Origin of the sequence: Dictyobacter arantiisoli, assembly GCF_008326305.1 — a bacterium.
In the GTDB taxonomy this organism is placed as follows: Bacteria; Chloroflexota; Ktedonobacteria; order Ktedonobacterales; family Ktedonobacteraceae; genus Dictyobacter; species Dictyobacter arantiisoli.
On record NZ_BIXY01000005.1, the window covers coordinates 81,392 to 99,414 of the forward strand.

The 18,023-nt window shown below is 50.9% G+C and carries 17 protein-coding genes; 13 read left to right on the forward strand and 4 right to left on the reverse strand.

The genetic code is table 11. The annotated features are described in order from the left end of the window. The first annotated feature begins 79 nt into the window (after positions 1-79). The 4 genes from F1593_RS03110 (at position 80) to F1593_RS03125 (ending at position 3,965) form a co-directional block, all read left to right on the forward strand. Positions 80-1,345: a glucose-6-phosphate dehydrogenase assembly protein OpcA gene (locus F1593_RS03110; protein WP_172631823.1), complete on the forward strand. Its 1,266-nt coding sequence runs from the start codon at positions 80-82 to the stop codon at positions 1,343-1,345. Positions 1,346-1,374: 29 nt separating this feature from the next. Beyond that, positions 1,375-2,112, forward strand: coding sequence for a 6-phosphogluconolactonase (pgl, locus tag F1593_RS03115; protein ID WP_149400107.1), 738 nt, complete (start codon positions 1,375-1,377; stop codon positions 2,110-2,112). Positions 2,113-2,125: 13 nt separating this feature from the next. Next, a complete protein-coding gene (gene rpe, locus F1593_RS03120) occupies positions 2,126-2,791 on the forward strand; it encodes a ribulose-phosphate 3-epimerase (RefSeq protein WP_149400108.1) in 666 nt (221 codons plus the stop codon). 217 nt (positions 2,792-3,008) lie between these two features. Continuing rightward, entirely contained in the window at positions 3,009-3,965 is a 957-nt protein-coding gene (locus F1593_RS03125; RefSeq protein WP_149400109.1) for a P1 family peptidase, read from the forward strand. 70 nt (positions 3,966-4,035) lie between these two features. Here the strand turns inward: F1593_RS03125 and F1593_RS03130 are convergent, their stop codons facing one another. Together F1593_RS03130 and F1593_RS03135 are read right to left on the reverse strand one after the other, a co-directional pair. Further along, the gene (locus F1593_RS03130) at positions 4,036-4,440 is read right to left on the reverse strand and encodes a hypothetical protein (RefSeq protein ID WP_149400110.1); all 405 of its coding nucleotides are present in this window, start codon (positions 4,438-4,440) and stop codon (positions 4,036-4,038) included. A gap of 133 nt (positions 4,441-4,573) precedes the next feature. Then, positions 4,574-5,221 carry an NUDIX hydrolase gene (locus F1593_RS03135; protein WP_172631824.1) on the reverse strand — a complete coding sequence of 216 codons (648 nt, stop codon included), beginning with the start codon at positions 5,219-5,221 and terminating at the stop codon, positions 4,574-4,576. Between the two features lie 288 nt (positions 5,222-5,509). Between F1593_RS03135 and F1593_RS28155 the strand changes: the two genes are divergently transcribed. The 8 genes from F1593_RS28155 to F1593_RS03170 all read left to right on the forward strand — a co-directional run bounded on the left by F1593_RS28155 (position 5,510) and on the right by F1593_RS03170 (position 16,049). Then, a complete protein-coding gene (locus F1593_RS28155; RefSeq protein ID WP_172631825.1) occupies positions 5,510-5,659 on the forward strand; it encodes a hypothetical protein in 150 nt (49 codons plus the stop codon). Positions 5,660-5,755: 96 nt separating this feature from the next. Further along, on the forward strand, positions 5,756-7,294 hold the full coding sequence (locus F1593_RS03140; protein ID WP_149400112.1) for a 30S ribosomal protein S1: 1,539 nt from the start codon (positions 5,756-5,758) through the stop codon (positions 7,292-7,294). Positions 7,295-8,312: 1,018 nt separating this feature from the next. Next, positions 8,313-10,847: an ATP-dependent Clp protease ATP-binding subunit gene (locus tag F1593_RS03145; RefSeq protein WP_149400113.1), complete on the forward strand. Its 2,535-nt coding sequence runs from the start codon at positions 8,313-8,315 to the stop codon at positions 10,845-10,847. A gap of 88 nt (positions 10,848-10,935) precedes the next feature. Next, positions 10,936-12,372 (forward strand): DNA repair protein RadA, encoded by a 1,437-nt coding sequence (radA, locus tag F1593_RS03150; protein ID WP_149400114.1) that lies wholly within the window; start codon positions 10,936-10,938, stop codon positions 12,370-12,372. 447 nt (positions 12,373-12,819) lie between these two features. After that, positions 12,820-13,995, forward strand: coding sequence for a PIN/TRAM domain-containing protein (locus tag F1593_RS03155; protein WP_172631826.1), 1,176 nt, complete (start codon positions 12,820-12,822; stop codon positions 13,993-13,995). Positions 13,996-14,134: 139 nt separating this feature from the next. Continuing rightward, the gene (ispD, locus tag F1593_RS03160; RefSeq protein WP_149400115.1) at positions 14,135-14,827 is read left to right on the forward strand and encodes a 2-C-methyl-D-erythritol 4-phosphate cytidylyltransferase; all 693 of its coding nucleotides are present in this window, start codon (positions 14,135-14,137) and stop codon (positions 14,825-14,827) included. 2 nt (positions 14,828-14,829) lie between these two features. After that, positions 14,830-15,300 carry a 2-C-methyl-D-erythritol 2,4-cyclodiphosphate synthase gene (ispF, locus tag F1593_RS03165; RefSeq protein WP_149400148.1) on the forward strand — a complete coding sequence of 157 codons (471 nt, stop codon included), beginning with the start codon at positions 14,830-14,832 and terminating at the stop codon, positions 15,298-15,300. An 89-nt stretch (positions 15,301-15,389) separates the two neighbouring features. Continuing rightward, the gene (locus F1593_RS03170; RefSeq protein ID WP_149400116.1) at positions 15,390-16,049 is read left to right on the forward strand and encodes an SDR family oxidoreductase; all 660 of its coding nucleotides are present in this window, start codon (positions 15,390-15,392) and stop codon (positions 16,047-16,049) included. Between the two features lie 58 nt (positions 16,050-16,107). On the opposite strand, the gene F1593_RS03175 is transcribed toward F1593_RS03170, so the two are convergent. Further along, on the reverse strand, positions 16,108-16,455 hold the full coding sequence (locus F1593_RS03175; RefSeq protein WP_149400117.1) for a 4a-hydroxytetrahydrobiopterin dehydratase: 348 nt from the start codon (positions 16,453-16,455) through the stop codon (positions 16,108-16,110). Positions 16,456-16,582: 127 nt separating this feature from the next. After that, on the reverse strand, positions 16,583-16,855 hold the full coding sequence (locus F1593_RS03180) for a Sec-independent protein translocase subunit TatA/TatB (RefSeq protein WP_149400118.1): 273 nt from the start codon (positions 16,853-16,855) through the stop codon (positions 16,583-16,585). Between the two features lie 457 nt (positions 16,856-17,312). Between F1593_RS03180 and F1593_RS03185 the strand changes: the two genes are divergently transcribed. Beyond that, the gene (locus tag F1593_RS03185; protein ID WP_149400119.1) at positions 17,313-18,002 is read left to right on the forward strand and encodes a hypothetical protein; all 690 of its coding nucleotides are present in this window, start codon (positions 17,313-17,315) and stop codon (positions 18,000-18,002) included. Positions 18,003-18,023 lie beyond the last annotated feature (21 nt).

An 18,023-nucleotide genomic window follows, 5' to 3' on the forward strand; every position in this document is an offset into this window, starting at 1 on the left:
TGCGTTGAGAGCTGGCAAGAACTCGATTGCACGATGTCGTCTTTATGAACAACGATGTTCAATGATGAAGGGTGTAGGAATGGCAATGGATAACTCCGCAACCGCAGGAATGCACCTGCCGTGGGCAGGAAAAAAGGTACGCCAGGAACTAGTCGAGGATGAATTGATCTCTCTCTGGCACCTGGCTGCTGATAATATGCGTATCAGTCAGAACATGAATGTGCGTACCAGTGTACTGAACTTCGTGATCTGTGCACAGGATGAAAAAAGTGCTCAGGAGGCCAGCGTACTCTTACGTGACTTATCCAGCACACATATCGCTCGAGTTACCCTTTTAATTCTTGACCCGCGCAGTGATATCCCATCGGAGGTTTCGACGTGGATTACACTGCGCTCCTTCCCCATCATTTCCGATGTGATGCGCCACCACTTTGAACAGATTGCTGTCACGGTGAATGGCGCTGCCACGCACTACGCTGACAACATTGTTGAGGCGCTATTGAAACCTGATCTCCCGGTCTACCTGTGGTGGCTCAATGACTTACCAGAACAATTGGATGTCTTTCAACGTCTGCTGCGTATCAGTAGTCGGGTGATTATCGATTCCAGCCGTTTTTCACAACCCGAAAAGCAAATGCGTGCAATCTCTACACTCTTGCAAGAGTCGTCACATTGCGCGCTTAGTGATCTCACCTGGGGGCGAGTTACCGCCTTACGTGAATTGATCGCCCAATTCTTTGATATCGCTGATTACCGACTCTATCTGATGGGCCTGCATACCATTACCATAGAATATGCGGTTCCCTCCACGCAGGCAACTACGGGAGCTCATGCCCATCTCCGTAAACCAGGTGGGGCTTTGCTTCTGGCAGCCTGGCTGAAAACACGCCTGGGCTGGCTATTGTTAGAGGATGAACAGGATAAATATCGTGATAGGGAATCAGGGGTGTTCTCCTGGCATATGTCAAGCCGTGATATGACAAAAGTCGTCACGCAGCCAGCATCTGCCACAGAAGAGGGAGCACAGATCAGTACTCCTCCTGGAGGAATTGATATCGAGATTCGTCCGCGTGTCCTCAGTGATTCCGAGCCTGGTACTATTTGTCTGGTCCAATTAATTGGAACAGATCATGGCAAACAGGCGACGTTTACCATTGAACGTGGGGATGATGACGATCATGTTATCACGTCTGTCGATGTGCCTGCCAGCACTCGACCTCCACGGACCGTCAATATAGCAGCCACTCATAAAGAAAGTAAGCTGCTACACAACGAAATGGAAATTACGGGACGTGATCACCTGTATGAGAAATCACTCCATGAGGTGTTTGCACTTCTCGCTTAATCAAGGTTAGTTTTCTATTGGAGCATTGTATGGACGTTGTCATTTTTTCGGATGTAGCCCAACTCAGTGAGGCCGCCGCAGAATACATTGTGCGTGTGGCCCAGGAGTCTATCGCCGCTCGCGGGCGCTTTATGCTCGCGCTCTCTGGCGGTTCCACGCCTCGCAAACTCTATGCGATGCTGGCGGAGGAGCCCTATCGCAACCAGATTGATTGGAGCAAGGTCGAGTTTTTCTGGAGCGACGAGCGTTGCGTACCATCTGATGATGCCGAAAGCAATTATCATCTGGCCCAACAGGTTATGTTAAGCAAACTACAGGTAGCGGAGAGCCAGATCCATCGTGTACCCGCCGATGAGGCTGATCGTGATGCTGCCTCGCTGGCCTATGCACAGGAGATGCAGCGCGCCTTTGGTACTACCGGTGTGCCACGCTTCGATCTGATCCAGCTGGGTATGGGACCAGAAGGCCATACAGCCTCTCTCTTCCCTCATCAGGCCTCATTGGAAGAAAGCGACCGTCTGGTCATGCCCGTAACCGTGCCCAAGCCTCCCCCACCACGCCTGACCTTTACCCCGGTGCTGCTCAATGCCGCCATCCACACCCTCTTCCTCGTCACAGGAGCAGAGAAGGAAGAAGCGGTCCAGGCAGTCATCGAGGGACCCTATCAGCCGGAAGAGTATCCAGCCCAGATCGTGCGCCCGACCGCTGGTGAGGTAACCTGGATGTTTGATACCGCCGCGGCCGCCAGATTGAGCAAACAGAAGTAGGAGACGTCAAAATATGGCTGAGATAGTGCCGTCAATTCTGTCTGCCGATTTTACCCGGCTGGGCGAACAGGTTCGAGCAGTAGAGGCAGCGGGTGCCAGACGGATTCAAATCGACGTGATGGATGGTCACTTCGTGCCAAATATCACCATGGGACCGATGGTTGTTGAGGCGGTTCGGGGCTGCACCAAAACCACTCTGGAAGCCCATCTGATGATCACGAATCCCGAAGAGTACATTGAGACGTTTGCTAAAGCAGGAGCGGACGTGATCATTGTCCATCAAGAGGTCTGTCCACATCTGCACCGTGTGCTCAAACAGATTCACGATGCAGGAAAAAAGGCTGGCGTGGCAATCAATCCCTCCACGCCAGTGTTCATGTTACAGGACATGCTTCCATTCTGCGATCTGATCCTGGTCATGACGATCAATCCTGGCTTTGGTGGACAGGCCTTCATACCGGAGACCCTCCCCAAAATCCAGACCCTGCATAACATGCTGCGCCAGCGCAATCTCACCTGCGATATCGAAGTTGATGGCGGCATCAATGCAGAAACCATTCCCCTGGCGGTACGCGCAGGAGCCAATCTGCTGGTAGCTGGCTCGGCCGTTTATAACGACAAAGAGAACGTCGAACAGACCATGGCAAACCTGAAACGCGTCATCCCCAACGAGGCGTAAGCGGAGTCAAAAACCAAAAACTATAAGAAAGAGGGCCGCGTGTTTTGTAACACCCGGTCATCTTTTTTTGAAAGGCAATACCGCCAAAATACCGATAATCATGCTGGAGAAATGTCGATTTTCTCCCATATGGTCTTTGGTGCATGCGATCTTCTTGCACCTGCTATAATCTTGGAGATTTATTGGTTGGAGTTTCAGATGAGAAGAGGGTATTGATATGCATGATGATATCACTGATGTTCCCGGTATTCGAGTAGGCCATAGCACGAATCTGGAGGCTGGTACGGGCTGTACGGTGGTATTGTGCGATGTTCCTACCGTGGCAGGTGTAGACGTGCGAGGTGGTGGTCCTGCGACCCGTGAGACGGATCTTTTGAATCCAGTTTGTATGGTGGAAGAGGTGCATGCGATTCTGCTGACGGGCGGGAGCGCGTTTGGATTGGATGCGGCCAGCGGCGTGGTGCGCTATCTGGATGAACGCGGCATTGGTTACGATAGCGGTGGCATTCCTATTCCCATTGTACCCGGGGCTGCGATCTATGATCTCACCTTTGGATCGGCAAAGATTCGTCCCGGCGATGCGGATGGCTATGCGGCCTGCGAGAATGCCCATGCTGGTCCGGTTGAGCAGGGCAATGTCGGAGGTGGAACCGGTGCCACAGTCGGCAAACTATTTGGTCCTACGTTCGCAACCAAGGGCGGACTTGGCTCGGCCAGTGTCGTGCTACCCGGCGGCTTGATCGTAGGCGCTATCGTCGTTTTGAATGCGCTGGGCAATATCATCGATATTCAGACACAACAGCCCATAGCCGGGTCCCGCCATACGTCAGAAAGCAGCGAGATTCCCGGGAATCCATTTGGAAATACAACCATCGCCGCTATCGCTACGAATGCAGCCCTTACCAAGGCACAGATCAGTAAGATCGCTCAGATGGCACACGACGGCATGGCCCAGGTCATCCGACCTGCGCATACGATGTTTGACGGCGATACCGTATTTGCGCTGGCAACAGGCGATAGGACATCAGGTTTACAGCAAGACACGGCAAGTGCTGCACAACAAGTCAGCTTGTTAGGAGCAGCCGCCGCTGACACACTTGCGCGCGCAATCATAAAGGCCATCCACGCGGCAAGCGATTTGCATGGGATACCTGCAGCTAGTTCTCGTCCATAGCCAGTATTCTATTCTAAGTTTATGTAAACATGTCGTTGGGAATGAGGTACGCGAACTCCAATTCTGTATGTCATGGTTGCAGCATTACAAATAACACGATGCCTCCGCCAGTGAGCATCAGCATCACGCATCCTAGCAGAACCAGTGGAAACAGGTGGCTACGTGCAGTAGCCGACCTGTTTGCAACGACGCCGGCATTGCGCCGTTCAGGTCGCATAGGAAGCTCTCGTTTTGCAGTCAGGGTCTTCAAACCGCCAGTCGCGGGATTCCAGGAATGGGTTGCAAAATCAAATGCCTGTTCATCATCTGCAGAATGGGAGTTTGCCATGCTCGACAACGAGGGGAAGGGGGAGAAGGAAGAAATAGGGGCAGGAGACGCCATAAATTGTTCGGGCATCGAGTGGAATGAAGAGAATATTCGTGATCGGCGAGGCAAGACATTCTGAGAATGTGCATCGGAATCTGGCAACGTCACAGCATTTCTCCACGCGGGCACTTACAGACCAACCGCATCAACAATGGACAGCTTACAACGTACGCACTACAGTATTCTTGTCCGACTACTCTTAATTGTAGTCATCTGGCCCAGTTTCGCAAGAGAAGTATGACTATTGGGGGAAACAGTGCGCTGAGGTTTCCAACTGCGTGGGAGTATCCGGCTGCGTACACAACTCAAGAAATGCTGCCAGTATCCTTCCAGTCGCTCCCCAGATACGATACGTTTCATAATCAAAAAAGTGGACAATTCGTGTTTGACCATCACGCGACCAGTGCTCAGTATAAGCAATTGCCGGATCAGCCAACGCGGGTAGTGAGATTTGAAAGAGCTCGGCGACCTCGCTCTCCTGTAATTTCAAACTACCCAGCCCCTGTGGGAGAAAGCCAACCACTGGCGTAATCAGATAGTTGGTCACCACAGTAAACACCGGTGATAACAGGCCAAGAGGCTCAACCAGTGTTGGGTCCAGACCAATCTCCTCCTGGGCTTCGCGCAAGGCAGTCATCACAACAGAAGTATCCGTCGCTTCAACCTTGCCACCTGGAAAAGCGATCTCACCGCTGTGGGCTCGCAACGAACTGGCACGGCGAATAAAAGCCAATTGCAACACCCCATTATCCACAAACAATGGAAGCAGCACTGCAGCTTTACGCGCATTATCCTGCCTACCCTCCACCTGATCCACCAGCGTCTCAGCTGCCTCAACAGGGGCCAGACGTTCACGCAAGCGCTGCAAGAGAGCTACAGTATTCGTCAAATTCAACACATCCATACTACGTATTGTACCATACAAGAAAGGGGATTGTGCCACTGTGATACAATCTGGGACAGAAAAATATCGGAGAGATTTGCCAGGAGACTCTTTATTGTCTTGCAATTGACGGCGTCATTTGTTATAATAGAGAGTATCGAGTGGAGATATGCTTACATTTAGGCGCTCATTTTCTTTAGTATCATGGCGCGCTGCCTGCGAGTATCGTTTCGTATCACCGGTTCTGTAAAGCAAACAATAGGTCCGAGCAATACTTTGGAGAAGCCTGAGTATTTGCCAAACGAAACGATCACCGCCAAAGCAACTCCTCCGATTAAGCCCAAGTCCGATGGTACACTCCCCATGGTTTCACGTGCCGTGCAATCCATCACGTTGTTCTTACTGTTTAAAGAGCAATACGATGGAAACGTCAGTTCGGCATAACTGACAAGATAGACAGCACAGAATCAAGCGGGGAAGACACAAGTGTAGCGTCGTAGACGAGGCAAAAACCGTGGATCGAAAGGGGTTACCAAACCCATGCATGCAGAAAAGCACGGCGACCTTTCGACAATGCCAGCGGCAAATCAAAACAGCGGGCGGGTACAGACGATGATCGAAGGAAATGACTTACAAGGTCAAAACAACAACCCCGAAGAGTTGGAAGACTATAACCAAAATGAGATGGCGGCATTGCTGGCAGAATCAGCGAATCCCATCAGCATCAAACGAGGTGATGTAGTCGAGGGCGTGATCGTGCGTATCGACCAGGACGAAATTCTGGTGGATATTGGCCTCAAATCAGAAGGCGTCCTCCCAACAAAAGAACTCCCAGCCAGTGGCTATGGTTCTTTTAGCGAACTGCACCTCAATGATAAAGTTCTGGTTTATGTCATCCAGCCAGAGACAGTTGAAGGGCATACCGTCCTTTCACTGAAACGGGCCAACACCGAGCGCCAGTGGCGTATCGCGGAAGAACAGTACAAAAACAACGAACTTCTCAAAGCAAAAGTCATCGATTTCAACAAAGGTGGCTTAATTGTGGACGTAGCAGGCATTCGTGGTTTTGTGCCAATCTCCCAAATCTTGAACCTGAAGCGCGAAGAAGTCGCCGCTGGTGGTGAAAACCAGGAAACAGCAGCCAAACTTCAGAGCATGAAGGACAAAGAGCTACAGTTAAAAATCATCGAGATCAATCGGGCGCGCAATCGCTTGATCCTCTCAGAGCGCCTGGCTGTCCAGGAATGGCGTCAGCGCCGTCGCGAGGAACTGCTCGATGAATTGAAACCGGGTGAAGTTCGCAAGGGCGTCGTCAGTAATCTGGCGAACTTTGGTGCCTTTGTTGACCTGGGTGGAGCAGACGGACTGGTTCACATCAGTCAACTGGCCTGGAGCCGTGTCAATCATCCTAGCGAAGTACTGCATGTCGGCCAGGAAGTCGAGGTACAGGTTCTGAGTGTCGATAAAGAGAAAAAGAAAATCGCACTCTCAATCAAACGTGCCGAGGTTGACCCCTGGACAACCGTTGAGCAGCGCTACACAACGGGACAGGTTGTCACTGGTACAGTGACCAAGATTGCCCCCTTCGGTGCCTTTGCGCGCATCGAGGATGGCATCGAGGGCCTGATTCACCTGTCCGAGCTGACACCGGGTACGGATCCAAAGTCCGTATTGCATGAGGGTGCTCAGTTGCAGCTCCGCATTCTGCGCATTGACGCCGAGCGCCGCCGTCTGGGTCTCAGCTTACGTCAGGCCGATGAGGTCGATGCGAAAGAAGAGATCAGTGAGATTCCTGCTCAGGAAGAGCAAGTCAGCGAGAGTAACGAAGAGGAACAGATTAGTGCTGCTCCAGTTGTCGAGACTCCTGCCGCACCTGTTACTCCTTCGTTGGAGTCCCTCCCAGAGACGACTCCAGCATCAAAACGGGATCGCAATGAGCAGCGCCGGGATCGCAGCGAACGCTCTGAAAGCCAGGGCGGACGAGGCGATGAGGGTGAACTGACAGCTATGGCAGAGGCATTCCGTGCCGCAGCCCGCCAGCGTTCATCCAAAGATGAGGGCGATACTTCGGAAGAATAAGCTCTCCGTCGTTAGCATTCGCTAGCAACAGACAAGTCGCAATGTGACAAGGAACCTCCCCGTGCCTTCTTCTCGCATGAGAAAAAAGGCATACAGGGAGGTTCCTTGTCATCCAAATACTCACTCAGCCATTCCAGCCGCTTGCGGCGGCGTGGGAGAAAGAACCCGGGGCACAGCCCCGGATTCCAGGCCAAGGGTTGCCCCCTGAACAATCCCGCTTCTTAAACAGGGAGTGCCGGAGCAACCTTCCCACTTCCCATGCAGAGGCGCAAGAAATCTCACAACAATCCCACTTCTTAAGCAGAGGGTGCCGGAGCAACAATCCCACTTCTTAAGCAGAGGGTGCCGGAGCAACAATCCCACTTCTTAAGCAGAGGGTGCCGGGGGACGGCAGTTCCCCTGCCGGGGAATGGGGTGTCCCCATTTTCCCCTTACCTCTCTATCCGCCGAAGGCGGCATAGAGAGAGCAGGAAAGCACTGGTTGCCTCTACTATTCTTGACGTTACAAAAAGAGTTGTAGTATGATGAAATGTGCAGTTTATAAAGCGATTCTGTCATTCTCTTCAACGTCAATTGACGAAAAGTAAATAGTGAACATCCAGATGCTATTCGCACATTTTTGTTGTAGAATATAGGATAATCAAATCGCGTGTTTACCCGTGCAGGTAACGATGGTGAGCCAACGATCCTGGCCAGCGTACTCCGCAAAACCACTCGTTTATCATTGCATCAAAAAGAGACGGAGGCTTCTACATCGATAAAGGTTCCATACTTTTAGAGCACATCGTACCTGAACAACTGATCTCGCGACCTCTCCGCTGCGCCTCTCTATGGCTATGCAGTGTGGAGGTCGATTGTTTCTCAGTAAGAAGGTTAAGCATTTATTGACAGACGGGAGGCTACAGTTGTTATCCTTGACGCTGTATGATGGGTGTTGTATGATTAATTACGTAATTTACCTGAGCGACACAGAGGGCTCGGTTCCACCCTCTGCCAATGAAAGGGGGGTGACAAACAGGTGAACGATAGAGATAGATTTGATAAGTTCACAGAGCGGGCCAGAAAAGTTCTGAGCCTTGCCCAGGAGGAAGCCCAACGCTTCCAACATAACTATATTGGTACCGAGCACCTCCTACTCGGTCTCGTTCGCGAGGGCGAGGGTGTAGCGGCCAAAGTACTAGCAAATCTCGGCGTCGAACTTAACAAAGTTCGCAGTGCCGTTGAATTTATTATTGGTCGCGGTGACCGCATCGTCCTTGGCGAAATTGGTCTGACCCCGCGTGCCAAAAAGGTGATCGAGCTGGCCGTTGATGAAGCTCGCCGCCTGAACCATCACTATATCGGGACAGAGCATCTTTTATTAGGATTGGTCCGTGAAGGTGAAGGGATCGCCGCTGGCGTACTCGAAAGCCTGGGCGTCAACCTGGAGAAAGTGCGTACGCAAACGATTCAAGTGCTCAATCAATCGGGTACTCCTCATGAGCGCGACGCAAAACATTCCAAGACCCCAACCATTGACCAGATGGGTATTGACCTGACCGCCGCTGCTCGCGCCGGTACACTCGATCCCGTCATTGGACGCCATCAAGAAATTGAGCGCGTCATCCAGATTCTCTCCCGTCGTAACAAGAATAATCCGGCTCTCATCGGTGAGCCCGGTGTTGGTAAGACAGCTATCGTCGAAGGTCTGGCTCAGCGCTTGATCTCTGGCGAGGTTCCAGAAACATTGGCTGGCAAACGCCTGCTGACCCTGGACGTTGGCTCCCTGGTAGCAGGTACCAAATACCGTGGTGAGTTTGAAGAGCGCCTTAAGAAAATCATAGAAGAAATCCGCAACAGTCGCGATTGCATTATCTTTATCGATGAGGTACATACTCTGGTTGGAGCTGGTGCCGCTGAAGGCGCTGTCGATGCCGCGAATATCCTGAAGCCCGCCCTCGCCCGGGGTGAATTGCAGTGTATTGGCGCGACGACACTCGATGAATATCGTAAGTATATCGAGCGTGACGCAGCCCTCCAACGTCGTTTCCAGGAAGTGATTGTACGCGAGCCAAACGTCGAGGAGACCATTGAGATTCTCAAAGGCATCCGCGAACGCTATGAGCAACACCATCGCCTGATCATTACAGACGAGGCGTTGAAGGCCGCAACCGATATGGCAAGCCGCTATATCACCGATCGCTTCATGCCGGATAAAGCCATCGACCTGATCGATGAGGCTGCCAGCCGTGTACGCATGCAGAACTCTCTGGCTCCCCTGAACCTGAAAGAGGCGATGAAGGGCCTGGAGTCGGTGCTACGCGAGAAAGAGGCGGCTATCCAGCAGCAAGAGTATGAGCTGGCGGCTGAGTTACGAGATCGCGAAGTAAAATTGCGAGATCGTATTGCCAAGCTTGAATCTGGCTGGCATAAAGAGCGTGGGAATGAGAAACCAACGGTTGGCGAAGAGGAGATCGCACAGATCGTCTCGATGTGGACCGGTATCCCAGTTATGCGTATTGCGCAGGAAGAGTCCGAGCGACTCTTACAGATGGAAGATGCATTACACTCCCGCGTGATTGGTCAGGTTGAAGCGATTGAAAAGATTGCACGTGCGGTGCGCCGCGCGCGCGCTGGCTTGAAAGATCCCAAACGCCCGATTGGTTCCTTCATCTTTATGGGTCCGACAGGTGTTGGTAAAACCGAGCTGGCAAAGACTCTGGCCGAGTTTATGTTCGGTAGTGAAGATTCTCTAATCAAAATCGACATGTCAGAGTTCATGGAGCGTCACGCCGCCGCCCGTCTGGTCGGTGCCCCTCCCGGATATGTCGGTTATGAAGAAGGTGGTCAGCTCACCGAGGCGGTACGCCGTAAATCCTATAGCGTGATCCTGCTCGACGAAATCGAGAAGGCGCACCCGGATGTCTTCAACATGCTGCTCCAGATTCTGGAGGATGGCAAGTTGACAGATGCCAAGGGCCGTACGGTGGACTTCCGCAATACCGTGATCATCATGACGTCAAATGTCGGCGCGGCACTCTTAAATAAAGAGGCCTCAATCGGCTTTAAGCAATCGAAAGATAAGCAGAAAGCCAATCAAGCCGATTACGATTCCATGAAGGGCAAGGTACTGGGCGAACTGAAGAATACCTTCAAGCCAGAGTTCTTGAACCGTATCGATGAGGTGATTGTCTTCCATTCTCTGCATATGGAAGAAATGTACTCAATCGTCGATCTGTTACTCAATCGTGTCCGTACACAGTTAACCGAGCAGCAAATCGAGCTGGTTGTGCCTCAGAGTGCCAAAGATTTCTTGATTGATAAGGGCTTTGATCCCGAGTATGGTGCTCGCCCATTGCGCCGAACCATTCAGCGTATGGTTGAGGATCCGCTGGCCGAAGGCTTGCTGCAAGGCAAGTTCCATCCCGGCGAACTGATTGAAGCAAGTATCGTCGATAATGATCTGGTACTTCAGGTACGCAATCGTATCGAGCAGTTGCCACCACCGGCATCAGCTACCCCTGAAGCGGCCCTTTCGGCTGGCGGAGAGAGTAGCCCGAATACCGAAAACTAAGAAACACGAAGGGGCGTGACTTGATCACGTCCCTTCTTTTTTGTAAAGAACCACAAGTGCCTTCATAGAACAGATTGTACTTCGCTTTATGGCTAAAACACGCACAAAATATATCTGCCAACAATGTGGTGGGGAACATAGTAAGTGGATGGGGAAATGTCCCGATTGCGATGCCTGGAATACGCTGGAAGAGGTTGTCGATATTCCGCAGAGCCCGGCACAGCAGCGCCGTCAGACGTTATTGGGAAACGCGAACAATGGCTATAATACTCATACCCCTATCATTCTTCCTCATATAAAACCTCTGGTACAAGAACGCATCCCCGTAGGCTATCCAGAAATGGATCGAGTGCTGGGCGGCGGACTGGTTCCAGGATCCTTGATCTTAGTTGGTGGTGAACCGGGCATTGGTAAATCTACCTTGCTCTTACAGGTGTCAGGGACCATCGCAGAGAATACGGGACCAGTACTCTATATCTCCGGCGAGGAATCAATGGAGCAGATTAAGATGCGCGCGGAACGATTAGATATCACCGGCGAGCGCCTCTATCTCCTGGCTGAGGTAGAGCTGGATGTGATTATTGAGGTGGTGAATCGTCTGAGACCGGCAATGGTGATCGTTGATTCTATTCAAACAGTGTCGGCGGCACATGTAACTTCAGCCCCCGGCAGTATCAGCCAGGTGCGTGAGTGTACGGTCCAGTTGATGCAACTGGCGAAAAGCACGCAGATACCCATTTTGATTATTGGTCACGTCACCAAAGAGGGCACCGTCGCAGGTCCTAAAGTATTGGAACATATCGTGGATGCGGTCCTCTATCTGGAAGGGGAACGCTATCATTCCTATCGCCTGCTACGTGGGGTGAAGAATCGCTTTGGGGCAACCCATGAAATCGGCATCTTTGAAATGCATGGTGAAGGTCTGGTTGAAGTAACCAATCCATCAGCTATCTTTCTCTCGGATCGTGCGGTCAATGCCTCGGGATCGGCAGTAACGGTCAGCATGGAAGGTACCCGTCCTTTGCTGGTAGAGGTCCAGGCATTGGTAACCCCCAGTAACTTTGGCAATCCACGCAGCACGACCAATGGCATTGATCATAATCGTCTGGTTATGCTGATGGCGGTACTCACCAAGCGCGTAGGATTGGCAGTAGGCGGCCATGATGTCTACGCGAATGTAGTGGGTGGCTTTACGATCGAAGAACCTTCAATTGATCTAGGAGTGGCGGCAGCTATCGCTTCCAGCTACCGTGAGCGCCTGATTCCGGCGGATATGGTGCTGATTGGGGAGGTAGGACTCTCAGGTGAGTTGCGGGCTGTCAGCAGGCTGTCATTACGTGTACGCGAGGCTGCCAAGCTGGGCTTTAAACGCTGTATTATTCCCAGATCAGGGAAGCCAACGCGTTTTCCCAAAGAACTAGAAACAGCGAACCTGCCTGAGGACTTTCAAGTTATCACGGCCAGTACCCTGGGCGTAGCCCTGGAAATTGCGTTGCATCAAAAGGAAAACAACAAAGAAAACTAGGAGGCTACATTTCGCCTTTTATCCATATTGCAAGCAAGACATGCAAAGCAGTAGATAAGGCTATTGATTCTTACACAGAAACGGTGTATACTGCATATTCGACACAGATCACCTTCTGTACAGAAAAAAGTTCAGTTGCAAAGAGCAGGCCAGTGCCTGCTAACTGAGTGAGCGAACAGATCAAACGGCAAGTGTGTAGAACAGACAAAAGTCATCCTCTACTACCGTGAGGAAACATTCTTGTAGGCTGATTCGTATACATGTTGAAATTGGTAGCTCAAAAGGTGCGTGTTTTTTTGGACAGCAGGCCCAAGGCGATTCATTCGGACTTATCTTTTATCATTTTTTATCCTTGCACTTGACCTTGCCTGGCGTACAAAGAAGTTACATGACCCTCTTGAGCCTAGATAGCACAGTATAGTGTGCTTAGCTTTGGAGGATGCAGGGATGTCAGTGAACACCGTTGCCCGCATCGTAGGAGCCATAGTCGCCGTTGGCGCAGCGATCGCTATTTCGCTGTACCGGGCCACTACTCTGGTACCATTACCGCTCCCGGTGCCCTGGGTCATCGCAATTATCGCGACAGTAGCTGCCATTGCAGCTTTTATCATCACACCATATATCACCGTGATACCGTTTCAGTGGATCAGACATAAAATCCACGCAGCTTCGGCCAGTGATCTCGTGGCGGCTGTCATCGGTCTGGCTATCGGACTTATTCTCGCCGTTCTACTGGCGATTCCGTTACAATATCTCCCCTTTGGCCTGGGTCAAATTACCCCGTTCCTGGGTGCAGTTATTTTCGGAACCATTGGATTGACTTCAGCCGTTGTGCGTAAGAGCGATATCGCCCACCTATTCCAATCAACAATTACCCGCCGCCGTGAGCGAGATCGGGATGAGGAACGCAGTGAACGCAGTAAGAAACGTGAGAGTGAGAAAGAAACTCCCGTGGTTCCCGTTTTCAAGCCCCTCCATATTCTTCTGGATACCAGCACGATCATCGATGGTCGGATTGCGGATATTAGTCAGACCGGTTTTATCGGGGGGACGCTCATTGTGCCACGTTTTGTACTCAATGAGTTGCAACGCATCGCGGATTCAGCGGATACCATGCGCCGCAATCGTGGACGACGAGGCTTAGAGATTCTCAATCGTTTACAAAAAGATGCCACGGTGCCGATTGAGATCGTCGATACCGATGTAGAGGGCATCGCCGATGTGGATGGCAAGCTAGTGCAAATGGCTCGCGATGAGCATTGTCCCATTATTACCAATGACTTCAACCTGAACCGGGTCGCCGAATTGCAGGGCGTCAAGGTTCTTAATATCAATGAGCTTGCCAATGCAATCAAACCGGTCCTCTTGCCAGGAGAAGATATTCACATTAAAATCATGCAGGATGGGAAAGAGTTGGGACAGGGTGTTGGCTACCTGGATGATGGCACGATGATTGTGGTTGAAAACGGACGTCAGTATATGAATACGACGATTGAAGTTTCGGTCACACGGGTACTACAAACCGTTGCCGGACGCATGATCTTCGCTCATCCCAAACAGGGTAGCGGCGGTAATATTATTGCCCCGGCCTCTCAGCCACCCTTAAAGCAAAGGCAAGCCTAGATACAACCGGAGAACACTATAGAGCACCCTTTGCGGTGCTCTTTATTTTTTATGGAGGGTAAGAAATAGCATCTGGAGGATCAGGAGTATCACAGTGATAGCTCATCCATTATCTCCAGTGCTATTTCGGTCGATATTTATGCAAGAGAAATCAGCCGTTATCATTGTGGCTGCGGGGGCCAGTCGCAGGATGGGTCGCGATAAGCTCTGGATTCCCCTGCTGGGCCGCATTACACTTGCGCGAACTATCGATGCTTTTCAGGCATCGCCGTTGATCGATAGCATTATTCTGATCGCCAGTGCGGAACAACTTACCGCGACCCGGACTTTATGCAAGCAGGAAGCCTGGGATAAAATACAGGCTGTGGTTCCCGGCGGCCTCCGCCGTCAGGATTCCGTATGCCAGGGACTCGATACGCTGGCACAGCTACAACCCACCTGCCGCTGGGTAATGGTCCACGATGGTGCCCGTCCCTTTGTCACGGAGACCATTATTGAAGCAGGTCTGAAGGCAGCCCAGGTGCATCTTGCAGCCATCGCAGCCATGCCAGTGAAGGATACTATCAAACAGGTACGCAACGATATTATCCTGGATACACCTGAACGCTCTCTGTTATGGATGGTTCAGACGCCGCAGGTCTTTGCGTTTGATCTGATTCATCAAGCCCATCACTCGCCGCTGGCGGAAGACGATGCCACCGACGATGCGCTCCTGCTGGAAAGATTAGGACATCCAGTTGCGGTCTTTCCTGGCTCATACACAAATATAAAAATTACAACCCAGGAAGATTTACTCTTCGCTGAAGCTTATTTAAAAGGACAAGAGTCATGACAATACGCGTTGGTTCTGGTTACGATGTACACACCTTTACAGAGGGACGCTCACTGATTCTGGGTGGCGTCACCATTCCTCACACCCATGGCCTGGCCGGTCATTCAGATGCCGATGCGGTAATCCATGCAATTGTTGATGCCTTGCTTGGCGCGGCGGCCCTGGGAGATATTGGACAACACTTCCCATCCCATGATGAACGCTGGAAAGATCAACCCAGCACCATCTTTTTGACCTATACGCTGGAACTATTGCGTCAGCAACAATGGAACATCAGCAATATCGACGCGACTATAATCGCGGAACGTCCCAAAATGTTGCCACATATCCAGGCTATGCGCGCGCATCTGGCCGAACAGCTACAAATACATAGCGATCAGGTGAGCGTCAAAGCAACCACAACTGATGGTCTGGGCTTTACAGGCCGCCGTGAAGGCATCGCTTGCTCCGCAGTAGCTCTGATCGAAAAATAGCCGGAAGCATGCAATCTCGTAGCTCAGCATGGAAGTGGTACAATGGTTAGGTTATGTAGAGTGAGTATCAAAAAGGAGATGCAGAGAAGATGCCGGAATTTCATGGACATGTACTGGTGCTTGGTGCCAACGGCGAAACTGGTAAACAGGTTCTGACTGCACTTCAGCAGAAAGCTATCCCCACGCGAGCCCTGGTGCGCACGGCGGCCAAGGCTCAGACGCTACCAGAAACAGAGGCGGATATTGTTATTGGTGAGGTGGATAGCGAGACGTTATCACATGCCCTGGCCGGTGTGAGCGCCGTAATTAGCACTATTGGCACACGCACGTTTACAGATCTCCAGGCCATCAAGGACACAGAATATACCGCCATCGTCACTGCGATCGACGCAGCCAAAGAGGCTGGCGTCAAACATTTTGTGCTCTGTTCATCGATGGGGACGAGCAATCCAGAGAGTATTCCCCCACTCACCATCATTCTGAAGATCAAAGCGCGAGCCGAAAAGTATCTACAAGAAAGCGGACTTGGCTATACGATTGTCCATCCAGGAGGATTGCGCAACGAGCCAGGAGGCCAGGCAATTCTGGTCGCACCACATCCATTGCAGGGCAATGGCATGATCACACGCGCCGACGTCGCGGAGGTGCTGGTACAGGCCTTGCTCCAGCCAGCAGCCAGAGGTAAGAGCGTCGATATCGTCGAACGTCCAGAGCAAGGATCAGCCAACCGCCAGGATTTATTCAGCTAACGGACAAAAAAGAGTGCCTCTGATCAGGCACTCTTTCATCACATAGCTTTAAGCTCATCTACACAAATTCTTGATAGATTTCATCAGTCTTTGCGGCCATAATAAAATCATTGCGATGCAGACCATTGATTTTATGGGTCCACCACGCCACTCCCACCGATCCCCATTCGGTTAAAATGGCGGGATGATGTCCTGCTTCTTCAGCGGCCGCCCCAACTTTATTCGTAAAATCCAACGCCGTCACAAAATCCTTAAATTTATAGACACGCTCTAAACGCTTGAGCCCATCACGCTCCATCATCACCCAATTGGGAATCTGTTTTTGATAGGTACTGGTTTCCTCAACTGTCACTTGAGGCGCACCGACACGGCATGCCTCACACTTCATCTGCTTTAGTTCTTCCATGCTACACCTGCCTTTATACGTTTATACGTTCATCGGTGAAACTTCAGCAAGAAACAGAACAAAACAATCGCAACCCATCTGGTAGAAATTCTGCGATGATTAGTATTGTTAGAAATTTACTAATTGATCAATGTTCGCGTGGAGGCGTAGCAGATGCGGCGGGAGAGGCGGACTTCTCATTAGAAGACAAAAGCATCTGTGCAGCCTCACGCGGGCTCGTGGGCACCTTGTTCAAGGTATCACGCATCTTCGCAACATCATCGTGCGCCATGAACTTATCTTTCATGTTCTTCGCTTCTCCTGCTGTTTTTCCGGCTCTGTGCGAAAGTGACTGCAGAGTTTTGGGGCCAAATAGAGCCAGTATAATACCAGCAATAACGATAATTTCTAAGATGCGCATAAAATCACTCCTTTGAGCAAGGCAACGATGCCGTAAATGTTTGATGACACCAATCTTATTCTACCACAAGCCAACAGATCATTGTGTCTAAATCTCCAGTAGGTACTTCTCTTTATACGAAAAGGAACGGTTAAAGAGTTTTATTCCAATAGAGAATAAACAAAGGACTGCATAGTGGCAGTATCGCCAACTGAAGTATGTTCCCCAGACATGCTATAGGAAACGGCTGTGGCTAGAGCAACTCTTCTCTGTTTATCACACGGCAGCATTCCCTACCCCCGAGCTACGTGTGCTGATCACGGCGCCCCAGAATCGTGATCAGTCTCCCCTCTTAAACTAATCGGAAGGGTAAAACACGTACCAATTTAGGCTATAGCCGAAGCTCTTTTACAAGTGACATGGTATGATAAAAAAAAACGACCAGTAGTGATTATAGATTAGAAGAGAGCTTACAGGAATGCAACAAACGGCGAGACCACAACAAAATAATAGTGGCAACTCACAGGTGCAATCTATTATTATTACCGCGATCACCCTCTTCGCACTCTCAGGTGCGATTCTTGGCTTCGCAGTGGGAGCCTTTACGCATCAGCACCCTTCCACAAACCAGACAGCGAACAATGGAAAGTCGCCACATTCCCAACCAGCAGTAACCACGCAAAAAACTGCCACCCCCTCCCCTACCACCACAACGACTGCCGTGCTGACTGCGGAATTAGGCTGTCCAGCCGTAGACCTGGCAACTGGCCTCACACCGAACACCTATTCAGTTAGAGTGACTGCAAAATATAAAAATAAAAACGATCCCAATTGTAATGATATTAACAAAGAAAAAACGATGACAGCTGCTGGTAACACCTGCCGTATCTTTCTTGCTAAAGCCAAAGACAACTCACCTGAGAACATACAAGCTGACCAAACTCGCTTTAAAGACCCCACGACTTTCGATCAGACCTTTCCAACTGAAATATCAGGGCTGGTCATAGCCAACAATCAGTCATTGACACAACCATGCACGAACGGCGTTGCAACCTGGGATAATCTGTCACTCTCACCTAGTCTGGCCAAAGGCCACTACTATATCGTTGGCGTGACAGCTAATCCAGCCCACTATAACTTTAGCTGGTCTGGCCTCCTGACCAATTAAAGAATTGTTACACGCAAACTA

Excerpts from the sequence above, each read along its gene's own strand:
- F1593_RS03110 (WP_172631823.1), top strand. The coding sequence starts at position 80 with ATGGCAATGGATAACTCCGCAACCGCAGGAATGCACCTGCCGTGGGCA.
- pgl (WP_149400107.1), top strand. The coding sequence starts at position 1,375 with ATGGACGTTGTCATTTTTTCGGATGTAGCCCAACTCAGTGAGGCCGCC.
- rpe (WP_149400108.1), top strand. The coding sequence starts at position 2,126 with ATGGCTGAGATAGTGCCGTCAATTCTGTCTGCCGATTTTACCCGGCTG.
- F1593_RS03125 (WP_149400109.1), top strand. The coding sequence starts at position 3,009 with ATGCATGATGATATCACTGATGTTCCCGGTATTCGAGTAGGCCATAGC.
- F1593_RS03140 (WP_149400112.1), top strand. The coding sequence starts at position 5,756 with ATGCATGCAGAAAAGCACGGCGACCTTTCGACAATGCCAGCGGCAAAT.
- radA (WP_149400114.1), top strand. The coding sequence starts at position 10,936 with ATGGCTAAAACACGCACAAAATATATCTGCCAACAATGTGGTGGGGAA.
- F1593_RS03155 (WP_172631826.1), top strand. The coding sequence starts at position 12,820 with ATGTCAGTGAACACCGTTGCCCGCATCGTAGGAGCCATAGTCGCCGTT.
- ispD (WP_149400115.1), top strand. The coding sequence starts at position 14,135 with ATGCAAGAGAAATCAGCCGTTATCATTGTGGCTGCGGGGGCCAGTCGC.
- F1593_RS03170 (WP_149400116.1), top strand. The coding sequence starts at position 15,390 with ATGCCGGAATTTCATGGACATGTACTGGTGCTTGGTGCCAACGGCGAA.
- F1593_RS03175 (WP_149400117.1), bottom strand. The coding sequence starts at position 16,455 with ATGGAAGAACTAAAGCAGATGAAGTGTGAGGCATGCCGTGTCGGTGCG.
- F1593_RS03180 (WP_149400118.1), bottom strand. The coding sequence starts at position 16,855 with ATGCGCATCTTAGAAATTATCGTTATTGCTGGTATTATACTGGCTCTA.
- F1593_RS03185 (WP_149400119.1), top strand. The coding sequence starts at position 17,313 with ATGCAACAAACGGCGAGACCACAACAAAATAATAGTGGCAACTCACAG.